At 47.6% G+C, this 16,914-nt stretch carries 11 protein-coding genes; 5 read left to right on the plus strand and 6 right to left on the minus strand.

Annotated elements, in window-relative coordinates; all coding sequences use genetic code 11:
* Positions 1 to 114: 114 nt before the first annotated feature.
* The 5 genes from AEA42_RS16375 to AEA42_RS16400 form a co-directional block, all read right to left on the minus strand.
* Positions 115 to 2,169 carry a TonB-dependent receptor gene (locus AEA42_RS16375; RefSeq protein ID WP_231640408.1) on the minus strand — a complete coding sequence of 685 codons (2,055 nt, stop codon included), beginning with the start codon at positions 2,167 to 2,169 and terminating at the stop codon, positions 115 to 117.
* Positions 2,170 to 2,623: 454 nt separating this feature from the next.
* The gene (umuC, locus tag AEA42_RS16385) at positions 2,624 to 3,898 is read right to left on the minus strand and encodes a translesion error-prone DNA polymerase V subunit UmuC (RefSeq protein WP_055648288.1); all 1,275 of its coding nucleotides are present in this window, start codon (positions 3,896 to 3,898) and stop codon (positions 2,624 to 2,626) included.
* Positions 3,895 to 4,302 (minus strand): translesion error-prone DNA polymerase V autoproteolytic subunit, encoded by a 408-nt coding sequence (umuD, locus tag AEA42_RS16390; RefSeq protein ID WP_229777742.1) that lies wholly within the window; start codon positions 4,300 to 4,302, stop codon positions 3,895 to 3,897. The genes umuC and umuD overlap by 4 nt, the downstream gene beginning before the upstream one ends.
* Before the next feature lie 338 nt (positions 4,303 to 4,640).
* Positions 4,641 to 7,139 (minus strand): glucan 1,4-alpha-glucosidase, encoded by a 2,499-nt coding sequence (locus AEA42_RS16395; protein WP_055648303.1) that lies wholly within the window; start codon positions 7,137 to 7,139, stop codon positions 4,641 to 4,643.
* A gap of 129 nt (positions 7,140 to 7,268) precedes the next feature.
* Positions 7,269 to 8,813, minus strand: coding sequence for an MFS transporter (locus AEA42_RS16400; RefSeq protein ID WP_231640409.1), 1,545 nt, complete (start codon positions 8,811 to 8,813; stop codon positions 7,269 to 7,271).
* A gap of 661 nt (positions 8,814 to 9,474) precedes the next feature.
* Between AEA42_RS16400 and AEA42_RS16405 the strand changes: the two genes are divergently transcribed.
* The 5 genes from AEA42_RS16405 to AEA42_RS16425 all read left to right on the plus strand — a co-directional run bounded on the left by AEA42_RS16405 (position 9,475) and on the right by AEA42_RS16425 (position 14,364).
* Positions 9,475 to 9,768, plus strand: coding sequence for a YciI family protein (locus tag AEA42_RS16405; RefSeq protein WP_037431416.1), 294 nt, complete (start codon positions 9,475 to 9,477; stop codon positions 9,766 to 9,768).
* A gap of 88 nt (positions 9,769 to 9,856) precedes the next feature.
* Entirely contained in the window at positions 9,857 to 10,738 is an 882-nt protein-coding gene (locus AEA42_RS16410; RefSeq protein WP_055648290.1) for a LysR family transcriptional regulator, read from the plus strand.
* A gap of 138 nt (positions 10,739 to 10,876) precedes the next feature.
* Positions 10,877 to 11,974 carry an alkene reductase gene (locus AEA42_RS16415; RefSeq protein WP_055648291.1) on the plus strand — a complete coding sequence of 366 codons (1,098 nt, stop codon included), beginning with the start codon at positions 10,877 to 10,879 and terminating at the stop codon, positions 11,972 to 11,974.
* An 8-nt stretch (positions 11,975 to 11,982) separates the two neighbouring features.
* The gene (locus AEA42_RS16420; protein ID WP_055648292.1) at positions 11,983 to 13,092 is read left to right on the plus strand and encodes an alkene reductase; all 1,110 of its coding nucleotides are present in this window, start codon (positions 11,983 to 11,985) and stop codon (positions 13,090 to 13,092) included.
* 264 nt (positions 13,093 to 13,356) lie between these two features.
* Positions 13,357 to 14,364, plus strand: coding sequence for a class I SAM-dependent methyltransferase (locus AEA42_RS16425; RefSeq protein ID WP_037431613.1), 1,008 nt, complete (start codon positions 13,357 to 13,359; stop codon positions 14,362 to 14,364).
* Positions 14,365 to 14,647: 283 nt separating this feature from the next.
* Here the strand turns inward: AEA42_RS16425 and AEA42_RS16430 are convergent, their stop codons facing one another.
* On the minus strand, positions 14,648 to 16,747 hold the full coding sequence (locus AEA42_RS16430; RefSeq protein WP_055648293.1) for a glycoside hydrolase family 97 protein: 2,100 nt from the start codon (positions 16,745 to 16,747) through the stop codon (positions 14,648 to 14,650).
* Positions 16,748 to 16,914: the final 167 nt, after the last annotated feature.

Genomic DNA, 16,914 nt, shown 5'->3' on the forward strand with positions numbered 1-16,914 from the left:
TCACGCTTGCAGGAACATACGGGAACTGCTTGGCATGGTATGGCATTTTATGGGAACCGTTTCCCCATTTCCTGGCAGTGGGCATGGCACGGCGAAAATGTAGCAGTATTCGGATCAGCTATTTAGGTTATCGATTTCAACAATCCAGTAATCTAATGTCAGATTGAGATCGTTGTAATCCCATACCATACCAAGGTTATAGTTTTTACCTGTTTCAGCTTCTAACTCAGGGTTAGCACCAATGGTAATTGGCAAGGATTCGATCTTATCGCAAGCAGGACCAGGGCCAGAGGCTTCACAAGTAGGAGTATCAATCACAGTACTATAGGCTGACGTGGGTTCTCCAAATAAACGCTGCATATCTGGAGCACGGAAAGTCTCTGCATATAGACCACGTAGCAGTAAGCTGTCGATAGGACGGTATTCTACAGCCACTTGAGGACTGAATTGACCACCCACATCAGATTCGTCATCGTAATAGTCGTAACGGCCAGCTAAGGTCACTGTGAGGTTTTCAATCACAGGAACAGCCACTTCAGCGTAGCTAGCATATTGTTCACGTTCACCTTGAGCGCTGCTACCGCCTTTACCCATGACACCGCCGTTAGTGGTAAAGCTATCGGATTTGTCATAAAACCATTCTTTGCCATATTCGATACCAGCAGCATAAGCTACGGCGCCTGCTGGTAATTCAAAGACTTCGCCACTAATACCGGCGTTAAAGCTTGATAGGGTTGATTGACCTTTTTTACCACCTTGATAATCCAGCATGGCGGCATCTTCATTGGAAATAACATCCAATAGAGAATGACCATTGGTTCCTTCGGTCAAATAATCCCACATACTTTGGTAAGTTGGTGAGCCCGTTGTGGTGGATTCTACAGTTTGGCGGGCAATAGACCAAGATGTGTCATATTCGATGCCTTCAGTCAGATAACCTTTACCACCGATCAAGAACGAGAAGTTATTGGTTTCAAAATCAGAAGTACGTGGACCTAACTCTGACATACGACGAGTGTAGAAATATTCTCCGTCGGCTGCGCTGGCAAAATCACCGCCAAAGGCTGATGATTTTTTGAAGGTTTGTGAGAGGCCTTTTGACTTGTTGTAGATAGTGACATCATCGCCAACTACTTTATATTTAAAGTCATCACCGACAGTTGCTGACTCAATTTCGGTAAAAGTTGAGGCATGTGTATAGTCAATTCGAGAGTAGAGCTGATGGTCATCATTCAGTTCTTTGGTGAGGTTCACCATAGTTGAATAGCGTTTTTGTTCTGGAGAGAAATCCCGTTGTGGCGAGCGATCAAAACCGCAGCGACCATTGGACATCACTTGATAACCACGTGCCTCACATTCTGCGGCAGATAAGGTTTTAAAGAGTTTATTATCGCTGGTGACAATGTTCGCACCATATGAGCTGTAAGCCGCATAAGGGTTGCCCGGAACGATATCTGTTCCCCATTCTGGGCGATCTGTTCCTTTTAAGGCTTGACGGTCTTCGTATTCGGCGAAGAAAGTTAGGTTCGCTTTATCGCTGCTTACGCCCGTCATAAAGGAGAATTGGTTGTTTTGTAAGCCACCATCAACGGTATCGGAGAAGCGATATTTCAAGGTGCTTTGCTCAACATCTTTTTTCAAGATAATGTTGATAACGCCGCCCATGGCATCCGAGCCGTAAATGGCTGATGCACCTGTGGTTAAGATCTCAATGCGTTCAATCGCTCCTAACGGAATGTTTGCGGTATCGACAAAACTATCTGTACCACCGGCCCCAAAAGGATATTTAGGTACGCGTTTACCATTGATGAGGGTGAGAACGCGTCCAGCGCCAACACCACGAAGATTTACAGCAGATGCAGCTGGGGTGAAACCATGAACTTCTTGCTGAGTCATGGAGCCGCCAGAGTTTTGCGATAGGTTACCTAAAACATCTTGGACTGAGTTAAACCCGCCTTTTTCAATGTCGGCTGCACTGACAACCACTACAGGTGAAGCATTCTCAAGATCGGTACGCTTAATACGTGAACCAGTTACTTCGATACGCTCAACTTTATCCTCGGCAACCGCGGTTTCATCAGCTGCGAAAACCAATGGTGATAAAGATGTTGATACTAAAGCAAGTAAACTAAAACGAACCGCACGTGCAACGGTTGTTTGCGTAATCATATTTTCATTCCCTTAACAATGCCGTGATGATCAGGAAGGGTTTCATCAAGGCTTATATTTTATGTGCAACTGCCCTCCATAGTCGGAAAACTATCATTAACAACTTTAATATCAACAGCTTAATTGTTTGTTTTATGTTAATCGTGTGTTACTAATGTAAACTTGCGGAAGCTAATTAAGGTTGGCTTGAAGTAATAAGATGCGGTGCTGCATGTGAAAAAGGCTAGATTGTATCGCAATGTAACGTAACATCATCTTTACAATGTCAATCTTTAGGCTGAATTTTTTGTTTAGGTCAGTTTTGAATAATGTGATCGCTATCAATTTAAGATTAAAGGTGTTAATAGCATGAATCTTATTAGCTGTTGAAATATAGACCATTATTGACTGTGTTTTAGCGGATTTAACAAATGGAACAGCTCTAGCATATTATTTCGTTATTCATGCTTATGGCTTATTTTATTATCGGAATATGTCTCCATTGGGTAGTGTAGCGGGGAGAGAGTTGACCACGCTTCATTCTCCAATCGGCATTCAGTCCTTGTCCTGCAAATTGAATATTTCCTTTACCACTGTGATTGATACCATCAAGCAGTTTCATCAATTCTTTACTTTTAGGTTGTGGTTTGGCCTCGTCAAACAAGCCTAATTGAAACACGCCTGGTGCATAAAAATCTCCTAGCATGACGCCAGCTTTAGCATAGGCTGGACCTGCACGCCAAAGCCGATGCAATAGTCGCTGCGCTAATTCGATAAAATCACGGGTATCGTCACTGGGATACACAAGATGACCAGTGAGTACTTGGCTATATTGGGGCTGATGTTGCGTAAAATAACTGCTGCGAATAAACACCGATAAGGTGCGGGCAAGCTGCCCCTCCGCTCGCAATTTTTCGCAGGCCCTAAAGGTATAGTCGCTGATAGCCTGCTGCATTGCCTCAAAGGTGGTAATACGTGCGCCAAAGGAGCGCGAGCTGATTATTTGCTGCTTTGTCGCTACCACCTGCTGAATATCATCACAGGCAATACCGTTAAGCTCGTACACTGTTCGCTCAACCATGACGGAAAAATTGTCTCGGATAAGTTTAGGATGGGCATCTGCAAGCTGTAGAGCGGTATGGATGCCCATCAGTTTTAAACGTTGCGCAATTTTTCGGCCAATGCCCCAAACTTCATCAATGGGAGTGAGCGCCATTAACCGACGTTGGCGTTCTTTATCGCGTAAATCGACAACGCCTTGGGTGGCGGGATACTGTTTTGCTGCATAGTTAGCTAGCTTGGCTAAGGTTTTGCTCGGCCCAATTCCTACGCAGACACTGATCCCTATCCATTGCTGGATCCGCTGACGAATATCCATGGCTAACTGGTTAATATCTTGACATTTATCGAGCCGAGACAAATCCAAAAAAGCCTCATCGATTGAGTAGACTTCAACCCTAGGCACCATCTGCTCAAGTGTGGTCATGACGCGATTTGAAATATCAGCGTAAAGGGCATAGTTGGACGAAAATACCGCCACATTATGGGCGCGGATCATCTCCATCACTTGATAAACCGGCACGGCCATTTTTATGCCTAATTGCTTTGCTTCCGATGAACGCGCGACGACACAACCATCGTTATTTGACAGCACAACGATAGGTTTGCCCTGTAGATCGGGCCGAAACATACGCTCACAGGACGCATAAAAATTATTACAGTCTACGAGGGCGAATAAGTTGGCGGTCATTTGAGTTTTTTCACCACACAAGTCACGACACCGAATAGGTCTAACTCTGACTCGTGGCTGAGTGGAATTGCACTGTAGGCCGGATTACATGGCAATAATTGCACCACAGGACGTAATTGCAATTGCTTTACCGTAAATTCCCCATTGATGGCCGCCACTACAATATCTCCATGGGTGGCTTGTAAGGCTCGGTCAACCACTAATATATCACCAGAGGAAATTCCGGCATCGACCATCGAATCGCCTTGAACTTTGACAAAAAAGGTTGCGGTGGGGTGTTTGATACAAAGCTCATTTAGATCAAGCGATTGCTCAATATAATCATTGGCGGGAGAAGGAAATCCCGCCGCCACCGATGTGCTAAAGAAAGGGTATTGGATTTTTGATTGTTCAGGAGTAACCATGATCATATGCATCTAGATACTGTACATATACACAGTATAAGCTAACTTTAGCACATGTCGAAGGCGTTTATGTCATGTATTTGCTTAAGTAAACAATCACCCTATTGGAGTCTCGTGATCAAGCTGACTGACTTATGTAAGTCAATTTTTTATTGAAGTAACGGCAATAAAAACAAGTATTCACATAAAAACAGAGAATGCTTTTACGGTGCGCAGAATGGATGATGTGGGGCAAATTAAAGGTATTAAGTCGGTGCTGAATGATATGCCGCTTGTGATCATAAAGCCCGCAAAACTGAGGTTTTGCGGGCTTTACTCACAGGTATCAGCCTTAAAAATTATTTCAACGCCTCAGGGACGATGGGGTAGTTATCCCATACACGGCCGTCGCTCATTGAACGTACCAGCTTGATATATTCAGCATGGGTCCAGGCGAGCGGGGTGGCGGAGTTAGTGCCTTGGCCGAGTTGATATTGGTAACGAGTGGCGTTACCCACACCGTCCCATGCTTGTTCGGGGAGCATTAGACCCGCGTTGGCGAAGGTTTCCATCCCTTGCACATAGGTATTGATAAGTTGCTGCTTGGTTTGCTGTGCGTGAGCACCGCTTAGCTCTCCCTTGGCGCTGGCAAGGGCCAATTCAAAATGCCCACGCTCGCCAGTAAAGAAGGGCCAGACGCGGCCGCGTTGGTTGTCGCTATTACTGCCCGATTCGGCGTAGTTTGCGCCGGTTATAGTGTCTTCACCGTAGCCATCGTTACCGTAACGTCTAAAGCCTGGAACGCTGCTGCCATCCTTTGCCATAAAGTTGTATTTGAGGCGTAAATTGTCCTCAAGCTCGGTATTATCCACCAGCGCTAGGCTTTGATTAATCAGCTTATCGGTGGCGCCACGCACGCCATAGCGCACCAGTTCTAAAAAGCCGCCATCGAGGATCTGACGTTGATCTAATCCCGCACGGCCATTATTGGCGGCGAGTTGCTCGGCGCTGTTTGGCTCACCGTTGGGGCTTAATCGCAGATAATAAGGCGCCTTAATACCTTGGCTATCCGTGAGCAAACCTTGGGTCGTCACTAAGTGTTTTTCAAGTTGTTGATTAAGCGTTTTAGCGGTCGCGAGATAACGTTGACTGGCATCGCTGTCGTTTACTGCCTTGGCAATATCACTCGCGGCCACTAAGCCTGCGATCACTGCGGCCGTGGTGGAGGGCGAATAACCTGCCTGTTCTTCCCAACGTTCTTGTTGGGTTTTTGGTGGCGTAATTTGGGTGTGATTCCAGTCAAGATTGACTTCGCCGCCGCTGACTAAAAAGTCCGCCGCAGCTTTTAACATCTCTTGATACCAATGGTTAAGTTCAGCTTGACTGAGTACGCCTGCCTGCCAGAGTTTCCAGCCGAGCATGATAGGCATCGCCGTTTGGTCGAGCTGTACGCCCACCCATTCAATTTGGCCGTCCACATGGGTCTTTTGTAAAAACCAACCGGGTGTGCCGCTAAAGCCTGGGGTTTTATCGCTCACTTGCACCTTTTTAAGGTATTCAAAGGCGACTTTAGGCGTTTGGGTATCGCCCATGGCGAGAAATGCCATGGCGCATTGATAAAAGTCGCGCGGCCAAACAGCCTTGTAGCCCGTGCTGGGTGTGACAGCAGGGACGGTATCGCCCCAAGGATTAGAAAGCGAAGCGATAAGGGCGCCCGCGTAGGTTTTATCTTCCTGCGCCTTGAGTACCATGGCACTGGTATACAGCAGCTTGCCATTATCTGTTGTGCTTTGCGCCATAGCTGGCATCGCGGGCAGCGATTGTAAATAACTGTGCCAACCAGCGTTGTATTGACTCAGCACTGCGTCATACCCCGCCGTTAAGCTGGCGTTGGCATTGGCTAAACTGCTGGCCTCATCCTGGCCAAAACCAATCGCCAAATTCACATTAAGAGCTTGATTCGCTTGGAGTGCGGGATAACTGGCGGTAAAAGCAATGTTGCCTTGAGTCGGATTTTCGGCGCTGCTGGTGGCCTGATACAGCGTATCGAGCTTACCGTTATCGGCTAAATCGGCCAAACCGTCGGATACACCGACAAAACCGGTGGTCGCCTGCGCAAAGTCGATATCCGATTTCACCGTCATCACGCTGCTGTGGGGATTCGCCGTACGAGCGATAAGGGCTTGATGATCGATTCTGCCAATATCATTCGCGCCCGCATTATCGATATGGGGATTAACGTATAAATGCGGTGTGATGCCCGCTTCAAAGGCGGTAAACGTCACGCGCATCATCAGCGTATCGCGGTCGGGATCGGTAAAGATATGCTTTTCTATCTGATACTTACCTTCAACGTCGCGATTGATAATCTTATAGGCCAAGGATTGTGGGCGACCGTTAGCATCGGTATCTAAGTATTCAATGCTGCTGATCGTGTTGTCTTTTTCGGTATCGACGAAGCCATTGCCGGTGATCACAAATTGCAACTCTTTGAGCTGAGCGTTGTGAATAAGGCCATACATGGTTTCGGTTAAAATCCCCTGCGCGATGGAGAACCACACGCGGCTAATGGGATTTTGCGCGCTATCCTGGTATTGCCCTTGAGTATAAGGCTCATAGGAAGTGCCGATACCGGTTTTGCCGGAGAACGCCCAGGTCGGGGCTTTGCCGGGGGCGCCGGGGGCAATTTGTACGTCTGTAGCTTTGGTGACGGTCGGTGTTGATGTGTCTGCATTGGGGGCCGAGGGGGAGCAGCCCATTAAGCTGGTAACGCCGATAAGGCTTGCGGCAATTGCGAGTGCAATCGGCTTACGAGTTAAGCTGCGAGCCTGCTGCAAAGGTACTGTTGTCGATGCCATATTCATCAAAATCTCCCCAATTAATAGATGGTGCTAATTGCGATTTATTCTTGTTGTAAGCTATGTGGCTATACGTATTGGCGTTTAGCTGCCCAAACGCCAAGAGTGCCGAGTTGTAGGATCTGCGATTTACGCTTGAGTGTGCTGAGTATTCGGCTGCTCAACAAAGAGCACGGCAATCCCGGCGCAGAGCATGAGGACGCCGCCGGTGATCAGGGCATAGATGGGTTGACCATCAAATAATCCATTGAGGATTACGCCTAAGACGCTGGCGGCAAGGAGCTGTGGGATCACGATAAAGAAGTTAAAAATTCCCATATACACGCCCATTTTTTTCGGCGGTAAGGTGCTGGATAACATCGCGTAGGGGATAGATAGAATTGAGGCCCAGGCAATACCCACCCCTATCATCGGCAGCCATAGCAGGCTGGGATCCTTGATAAAATAGAAACTGATTAAGCCAAAACCACCGCAGAACATATTGAAGGTATGGGTGAGTTTGATCCCGATCCGTTTGGCAAGTAGCGGAATAAACAGCGCCGCAATGGCCGAAAATCCATTGTAGGAGGCGAATAGTACGCCCACCCAATCGGCACCATTATTGTAGGCCGGGGATAACACATCGCTGCTGCCAAAGTGATAAGACGTCACCGCCGAGGTGGTGTATATCCACATCGCAAAAAGCGCGAACCAAGAGAAAAACTGCACTATCGCTAATTGATGCATGGCCTTAGGCATATGGAATAAATCATCGACCACATTAAAGACAATGCCCAGTTGCGAACGTTGTGAGGGCGTTGATTTACCTAAGCGCAGGGCGCAGTAAAGTTGCAATGGGCCAAAGGCAAAAATCCCTAAGGTTAAAATATACAGCTGCTTATCTAAATCCTGCGTCCACACCGCAAGCGTTAGTAGCGCGCCTACCGTCATCCAAACGATAGCGGCAAATTGATAATTCTTGTGGGTGCGAGTGCGATGTTGTTGCTCATCTATGCCTGCGTCAGCATTGCTATGGAAGGCGGCAAGTTCATCGGGGGAATATTCTTTGGTGGACACAACAGTCCAAGCCACACTGAGAAACAGCACGGCGCCACCAAAATAGAAGGCATAACGCACCGAATCGGCTATTTCGCCCGCTGGCGCGGTGTTGGCGACAGCAAAGAAGTTACTGAGAATATAGGGCAGGGCCGAGGCCACAACTGCACCGATGCCAATAAAAAAGCTTTGCATGGCATAACCTTGGGTGCGCTGCTTGGGAGGCAAATTATCCCCCACAAAGGCACGGAAGGGTTCCATGGCGATATTGATTGAGGCATCCATAATCCACAGCATGCCCGCGGCAATCCATAACGTAGGGGAATGCGGCATCACAAATATCGCAAGCGTCGTACAAATAGCGCCGATTAAAAAATACGGCCGACGGCGACCTAAGCGCCCCCAAGTATTATCGCTCAGATAACCAATAATAGGTTGAACCAGCAGACCAGTTAACGGTGCGGCAATCCACAGGATGGGAATTTCATCGATAGAGGCGCCAAGGGTTTGGAAAATGCGACTGACGTTGGCATTTTGCAGGGCAAAACCGAATTGGATCCCCAAAAAACCAAAGCACATATTAAAAATTTGCCAGAAATTTAGCTCGGGTTGTAGCTTATGTACGGCGCGATGCACCATCTTGGGTGAGACACTTTTTAATGGGGTAATCGTTTGTTGATCCGTGGACATGCAACTTCCCTTCAGTAGCGGACAGCAGTGCTGCCTTGAGTCATTTATCGTTATAATTTGAAAGCTTAATCAATAGCTTTGGCTCAGTTTACGCATTATTGTGCCAGTTCGGTTTGGTCGCTATAAAGGTGTGTTTTGATGCTAAAAAATAGCGAATATACCTCTCCCTCAGAAGCATATTCGCCAATAAATTCATTTTCATACTCTATGATGCAAATGCTCAGAAGCAGAAAAGAACCTAAGCCTGACAGCTATCCTCAAAGGCAACCACCAGAAACGACCTCACAGTGTTCAACCCCACAAGCAGAGGGTGGAACTAGCGAATTTATAGTAGCCGCAGCGTCGATTGACGCACAACCGCTTACATACGTATTCATCATCCATTGATAACTCAAGTTAAACAGCCGTGTAACCTAATAGCAGCCTATTTTACACTCCTATGGGGTTGTGTGGGTATCCAGTCAGTGGCTAAAGTGTCAGCAGCAGTGAGCAATAGACGCATTATGCGATTGATACTGCAAAAATAATGGAACAGTATGTCAGCAGATGCTCTCATGTAATCATGGTTAGCACCTGTCAAAATCGATTATGTTTTGAATAAAGGATATCTATGTTTGTTATCACCTTAACCTACAAAAAGCCGCTGGCAGATGTTGAGTTACATTTAGCTGCTCATATTGATTATCTTGATGCGTATTACGCCAAGGGCGTTTTTATCGCTTCGGGCCGTAAGGTGCCACGCACGGGCGGTGTGATCTTCGCTAAGGCGGAGTCGCGTGCAGTACTCGAGGCTATTTTGCAGCAAGATCCTTTCTATACCGAAGACGTGGCTGAATTTGATGTGGTGGAATTTGTACCAACCAAAGCCGCCGCAGGATTCGAGCAACTCATTGAGACACTTTAGTGATTTTTGCAAATTGTAAAATACAGATATTTATACCAATGATATTTGCTATAAATGCAATAATTGCGGGTGTGGTGCGAGAAATAAAATGAAAACACGGTCCGATGATTTAGAAATACTGCTTGCTGTCGTCGACAGTGGTGGTTTTTCGGCGGCAGCTGAACTGTTAGATATTCAAGTTGCCCGCGTGTCTCGGGCGGTGAGCAAGGTTGAAAGCCAAGTTGGCGTTTCTATTTTAAATCGCACGACTCGCCGGATCGAATTAACCGAGGAAGGTCGCCAGTTTGTTGAAGCCATCCGAATTGGCTTATTACAGATCCAGCAAGCTGAAGAGGAGATCATCACTCGTGGAGAGCTACCGAGAGGCCGTTTACGTGTCGATGCCGCAAGTCCCTTTGTGTTTCATCAATTAGTGCCGCTTATCCAGCCATTTAAGCAAACCTATCCCGATATTGAATTGGAACTCACCTCCAACGAAGGTTTTGTCGATTTGCTTGAAAAGAAAACCGATCTCGCGATCCGCATTGGCAACTTAACGGATTCGACTTTGCATGCTAGGCCACTTGGGAAAAGCTTGCTGTACATTGTAGCCTCACCAGATTACCTATCAAGGCGCGGTTTTCCCAATAAAAGCAGCGATCTTATTCACCACGATTTGCTGGGATTTTCTACCCCTAAAACCCTCAATGATTGGCCACTGAACGGATTTACTCGGTTTACACCTACATTAACCTCAAGTAACGGTGAAACGTTAAGGCAGCTTGCATTAACGGGTAATGGTATTGCCTGCTTATCGGGATTTATGGTGAAAAAGGATATCGCTGAGGGGCGTTTAATCCCCTTATTGGAGAGTGAAAAAATCACCAATACCGGCCGAGAGCAGATCAATGCGGTGTACTATAAATCTTCTACCGTCGCGAAACGTATCTCGGCCTTTATTGATTTTATTCAGCCTAAGCTAACCCTGTAAGCGGTAGGGCAACACTTGTCGTATTGACGTGTTAGTGAACATTTTTGCATTTACAACAAAAATCATTTGTCTTTATTGCGCTCAATGTCTCTTGTTGAGTTTGCTAGTATGTTTGCAACGAAATGAGAGGGTTATATTATGACGCAATCACTGTTTCAACCGATCACCTTGGGTGCATTAACACTCAAAAACCGCATCGTTATGCCGCCAATGACTCGTTCAAGAGCCAGTCAGCCAGGCGATGTGGCCAATCATATGATGGCAACCTATTATGCTCAGCGTGCGAGTGCGGGGCTCATTGTCTCTGAAGGCACACAGATTTCTCCAACTGCAAAAGGGTATGCTTGGACTCCTGGTATTTATACTCCCGAACAGATCGCGGGCTGGCGTATCGTCACTGAGGCAGTTCATGCCAAGAACGGAGTGATTTTTGCTCAGTTATGGCATGTAGGCCGAGTCACCCATCCTGACAATATTGGTGGGCAACAACCGATTTCTTCATCCGCATTAAAAGCGGAAAACGTAAAAGTGTTTGTCGATAACGGCACTGATGAACCTGGTTTTGTTGATGTCGTTGCGCCTCGGGCAATGACAAAGGCTGATATTGCGCAAGTGATCGCTGATTATCGTCAAGCAGCACTCAATGCTATGGCGGCTGGCTTTGATGGCATTGAACTCCACGCCGCTAATGGCTATTTGATCAACCAATTTATTGATTCCGAAGCTAACAACCGTAGTGATGAGTACGGCGGTAGCCTTGAAAATCGTCTACGTTTTTTAGACGAAGTGGTTGCGGCATTGGTCGATGCTATTGGTGCTGAGCGTGTGGGTGTGCGTTTAGCGCCCCTTACGACCCTCAATGGCACTGTGGATGCGGACCCGATTTTGACCTATACCGCGGCCGCTGCGTTACTTAACAAACATCGCATTGTTTATCTACATATTGCCGAGGTGGATTGGGATGATGCACCTGATACGCCACGCTCATTCAAACAAGCATTGCGTGAGGCTTATCAGGGCGTGCTGATTTATGCCGGACGATACAACGCACACACAGCGGAACAAACTATTAACGATGGTTTGGCTGATATGATTGGTTTTGGACGACCTTTTATTGCCAATCCGGATTTACCCGAGCGGCTAAAACACGGCTATCCGTTGGCTGAGCATGACCCAACAACGCTGTTTGGTGGTGGCGAAAAAGGGTTAACTGACTATCCAACTTATCAAGCCTAGGGGAAAGTATGTTCAAGGCATTCAAAGGTCATGTGTTAGAGACCAAAAACCGTATTGTGATGGCTCCAATGACTCGCTCACGTAGTACTCAGCCGGGGGATATTCCGAACGAGATGATGGCCACCTATTATCGCCAGCGAGCAAGCGCAGGATTGATTATTACCGAAGGCGCACCCGTATCAGCGGTGGCGCGAGGGTATTCAATGACCCCTGGGATTTATACTCGAGCACAGATTGAGGGCTGGAAAAAAGTCACTGAAGCGGTGCACCAAGAAGGTGGGAAAATCTTTATCCAACTCTGGCATGTTGGTCGTCGCAGCCATTCGAGCGTGTCTGGCGCTGAGCCTCTTGCGCCATCGGCAATAAAAATACCCGATCAGGTATTTGGCCCATTGCCTGAAGGTGGCTTTGGCATGATTGAAACCCAGCAGCCAAAGGCGATGAGCGAACAAGACATCCAAGCGACTATCAGCGATTTTGTGCAAGCAGCACAAAATGCGATGTTAGCAGGTTTTGATGGGGTTGAAGTGCATGCAGCCCATGGCTATTTATTTGATACTTTTATGCGCTTAGAAAGCAATCAACGGCAAGATCGCTACGGTGGCAGCCAAGAAAATCGGCTGCGTTTTTTAGTCGACACCTTACAAGCCCTCACACAGACCATTGGATCTGGGAGAGTCGCTGTGCGGATGTCTCCCCATATTGGCGAGGGATTTACCGGTGACAACCCTGACATCATCCAATTAACACTCGCCTTGCTACAAAAGCTACAACCGATGAATCTTGCCTATGTGCATTTTTCTGAAAACATCTCGCGCTATGTGGAAGTGTCTGACGCGTTTCGTCAGCAAGTGCGCCGTGTGTATCAACATCCCATAATGGTGGCGGGGAAATTAACCAAGCAATCTGCTCAGCGTTTACTCGACCAACACTATGCTGATTTTGTGGCCTTTGGCACGCCCTTTGTGACCAATCCGGATTTAGTCGCGCGCTTTGCCCATGACTGGCCATTAACCGAGTTTGATGCGGATGCAAGGCTTACCTTGTATGGCGGCGGTGAAGCTGGCTATATCGATTATCCCGTTTATCAGGCATCGTTTGCAGAGAGAAAGGCATAGTCTGAGCGGCATCGTTTTAGTGACATAGTCTAGTGGTGTAGTTTGCGGCTATTAGCTACTAGCTACTAATGGTGTAGGCGCTAAAGGAAGGGGTGAGCCAAAGGGGCTGCCTCACTTAGTGCCTTAAGCTAAAACGGCTCCGCTTGCATAGTCTGTGATTGGATACTGGGGGAATTTATCCGATATTTTGTCGCTGAGTTTGCTATCATGCCGTTTTCCCCTTGAAACCTTACGCAGGTTTCCGCTGTATGAGTCCCGCTTTTTATGTCTATTCAAACGCTGTTATCGACGGCTTTAGCTAAACGCCATGATTTTTTACTACAAGCAGAACAAGATCATACCGATTGTTTTCGGGTGTTCCATGGCACGGTCGAAGGTGTCAGTGGCTTGAATGTCGATCGCTACGGCGATAATTGGTTAGTGCAGAGTTTTCACCACACCTTAACCGCTGAGGAATTGGCTGAGGTAGTGGACGTGCTCACCCAAGAAGTGGCCCTGCCTGTTGTGTATAATGACCGCTCCGCTGGCCATTCGCGGGTGCTCAATGCGCTAAGCCCTGAACTGGATGATATTGCCAGTGCCGAGTTGGTGATGCAGGAAAATGGGATTAAATTCACCACTAAGCTACGCCACGAAGGACAAGATCCGCTGCTATTTCTTGATATGCGTATTGGTCGCGAATATGTGCGGGCACACAGTCAAGATAAAACCGTGCTGAATTTGTTTTCTTACACCTGTGGTATCGGCACTGCTGCGGCTATGGGCGGCGCAGAACGGGTTGTGAATGTCGACTTTTCCTCCTTTGCACTCGCCGCTGGGCGAACTAATGCCGAATTAAACCAAGTGTCAGAGGTATGTGAGTTTGTGCAGAGTGATGCGTTTCCGGCCTTGCGCCAATTAGCTGGTTTAAGTGTGGGAGGGCGCCGCAACCAAAAATTACCCAGTTACCCCAAATTGCCGCAAACCCAATTTGATCTGGTATTTCTTGATCCGCCTCGTTATGCCAAGAGTGCCTTCGGGATTGTCGATTTAGTTAATGATTACCAAGGGTTATTTAAACCCGCATTATTATCAACCAAGGCTGGTGGCACCATTGTGTGTTGCAATAATGTCGCCAAAGTAGATCGTCAAGATTGGTTTGATAGTCTAGTTCGCTGCGTTGAAAAACAAGGCCGAGGTGTGATTGATCACACTTGGCTCGATCCCCATGAGGATTTTCCGTCGTTCGATGATAATCATCCCCTTAAAATTGTGGCGTTGACCTTAAATTAACCTGAGCTCGGGATAAGTAGCGCCGCTGAATAGGCATCTTTTCGGGCCTCTCTGCGTTGCTCTGTCTCACCATAGCTCGCTATGGCATACGACAGAGCGCCTTGATATGCGCAAAAATCTGCGCATTCAGTCAGGAAAAAGATTTTTCTTTTCAAAATAATCATCTATAGTATTGATTTTGTTTGTTAAATTTAGACTTTTTCGACACCCGTTATCCCGAGTTCAGGTTAAATTAATCGCATTGCAAACCTAATAGGGCGACCATATTGGTCGCCCTATTAATTTAAAGAGCCTTAAAGCGGATCGCTGTGCCACCACTGCTGGCGAGGGTTAAGGTTAGGCTGTCTTTGGCGCTGACCTCTTTAGTTTCAATCACATAATCATAGGGATTGGTTTTCCAATCGGCTTTTGCACCATCGCGGTAGATCTGGGCTTGATAGCGTTTGTTTGGATCGAGGAAACCCAGTTTAACCTTGATCTGACGGGCATTTTCATCGGTCAGCGCCCCCAAGTACCAATCTTGTTGATCTTTGGCTTGGCGGGCAAACACCACATAATCACCCACTTCGCCAGCCAGTGCGATACTTTGATACCAGTCTGTTGGTACATCGCGGATAAACTGGAAGGCATCTAGATGTTTTTGATAATTGCGTGGCAAGTCGGCGGCCATTTGGATTGGGCTGTAGAGCACCACATACAGGGCGAGTTGCTTCATTAAGGTGGTTTGCACACGATTTTCGGCATCTAACCCCTTAGGCGCCAAATCAAAAATTCCCGGGGTAAAGTCCATTGGTCCAGCCAGCATGCGGGTAAAGGGCAACATGGCGGTATGTTCTGGGCTATTTGGTGGGCTGCCCCAAGCATTGTACTCTTGGCCGCGGGCACCTTCGCGGGAGATCCAGTTAGGATAAGTGCGGCGCAGCCCAGTATCTTTAATCGGCTCGTGGGTATTAATGCTGATATGGTGCTTGGCTGCTTCGGTAACGCTGTGAAGATATTCGCCCACCATAAACTGACCGTCGTGCCATTCGTGACGGGTGATGCCATTTTCATCGATGCGTTTGATTTGTCCACCGTCAGCGACATAACCGGTTTTGACTTGGGTCACGCCATGTTTTTCATACAGGGCGAAGGCATCATTCATTTGCTTGCGGTAGTGGGTGACTGAGCCTGCGGTCTCGTGGTGACCAATCAGGCGCACGCCTTTTTTCGCGCCGTAGGCGGTAATGGCGGGTAAATCGAAATCATCATAGGCCTTAGTAAAACTGAATTGATCGCCATTATGGAACCAATCGCCATCCCAACCTTGGTTCCAGCCTTCGACCAAGACGCCATCAAACTGATATTTGGCGGCGAAATCCATATAGCGCTCTGTTTCGCTGGTGGTTGCGCCGTGCGTTGGGCCCGAGCCCCAAGTGTTTTCATTGAGGTGCATCCCCCACCAAATGCCGACATATTTACCCGGTTTAACCCAAGAGACATCCCCCAGTTTATTGGGCTCATTCAGGTTGAGGATAAGGTGAGAATTAAGCAGACCCGTGGCCTTGTCGGCGATTTGAATCGTGCGCCATGGGGTATAAAAGCCCGCTTGGGTTTTAACGCGAGTGCCATCTGACCAAGGGGTGAGATCGGCCTTGAGCTTGCCATCGCGCTGTTGATCGAGTGTCATTGAGGCAAAATCAACTAACGCCGCCTCGTGAATACTCAAATGGGTGCCATCGACCAGTTTAAAGGTAAAAGGAGTGTGGGCTCGGTCGACCTGATTGAGCGCGCTGGTGCGATACAGATATTCGTAGCGGTTCCATCCCCGAGAAGGGATCCACCAGGCGGTGGCCTTATCACTCTGGCCAATATTAAATTCGGTGAGTTCATCGGTAATGGCAAGCGGCGTATTGGCTGGCAGGGCGTTTTGAGTCGCTAAGTGATAACGAAAGCCGATGCCATCGTCAAAGGCTTTAAACTCGAGGTTTAAGTCGATTTTACCGTCGGTTAATACCACGCTCAGTTGATTGTGTTGATCCTTAATCCACTCTTGCTCACCCCAAGGTTGCTGCCATTTTTTATTGGCACTGGCGGGGTGGCTCGATTTGATACGTAGACCTTGGCCTAATTCGCCCAGTGAGGCAAAGACTAACCCTAAGCGGCTCGGTTCGATAACGGTTTTGCCATGAAAATGGATTTGGTATTCGGGGCGGCCCGTATCATCACTCAGACTCAAGACGATTTGCTTATCGGGGGAGCTCAGGTTGAGGGTTTGCGCCGTGGCACCTGTACTCAACAGGCTGCTAATGCTGAGTGCTAGCAAGCTGGGCGTGAATAAAGTGTGTCGATTTCGCGTTGGCGAGTTGATGTGGCGTGCGTGGGTAAGAAGATTGCTGAACATTCCCTGATCCTTGTTTTTATAGTGAATATGGGTCAATGCATACTAGTGGTGATGGCTTTTTACTCGCAATGGGTTGCATACGTATTCACCGGTGTGGCCTAGAGGCTGGCAGCCTGATAGTCAAACCTAAAGAGATGGGTTTTAACCGCTGACTCGGGTAGAATGCG

This window comes from Shewanella sp. Sh95, from assembly GCF_001308045.1.
GTDB lineage: Bacteria > Pseudomonadota > Gammaproteobacteria > Enterobacterales > Shewanellaceae > Shewanella > Shewanella xiamenensis.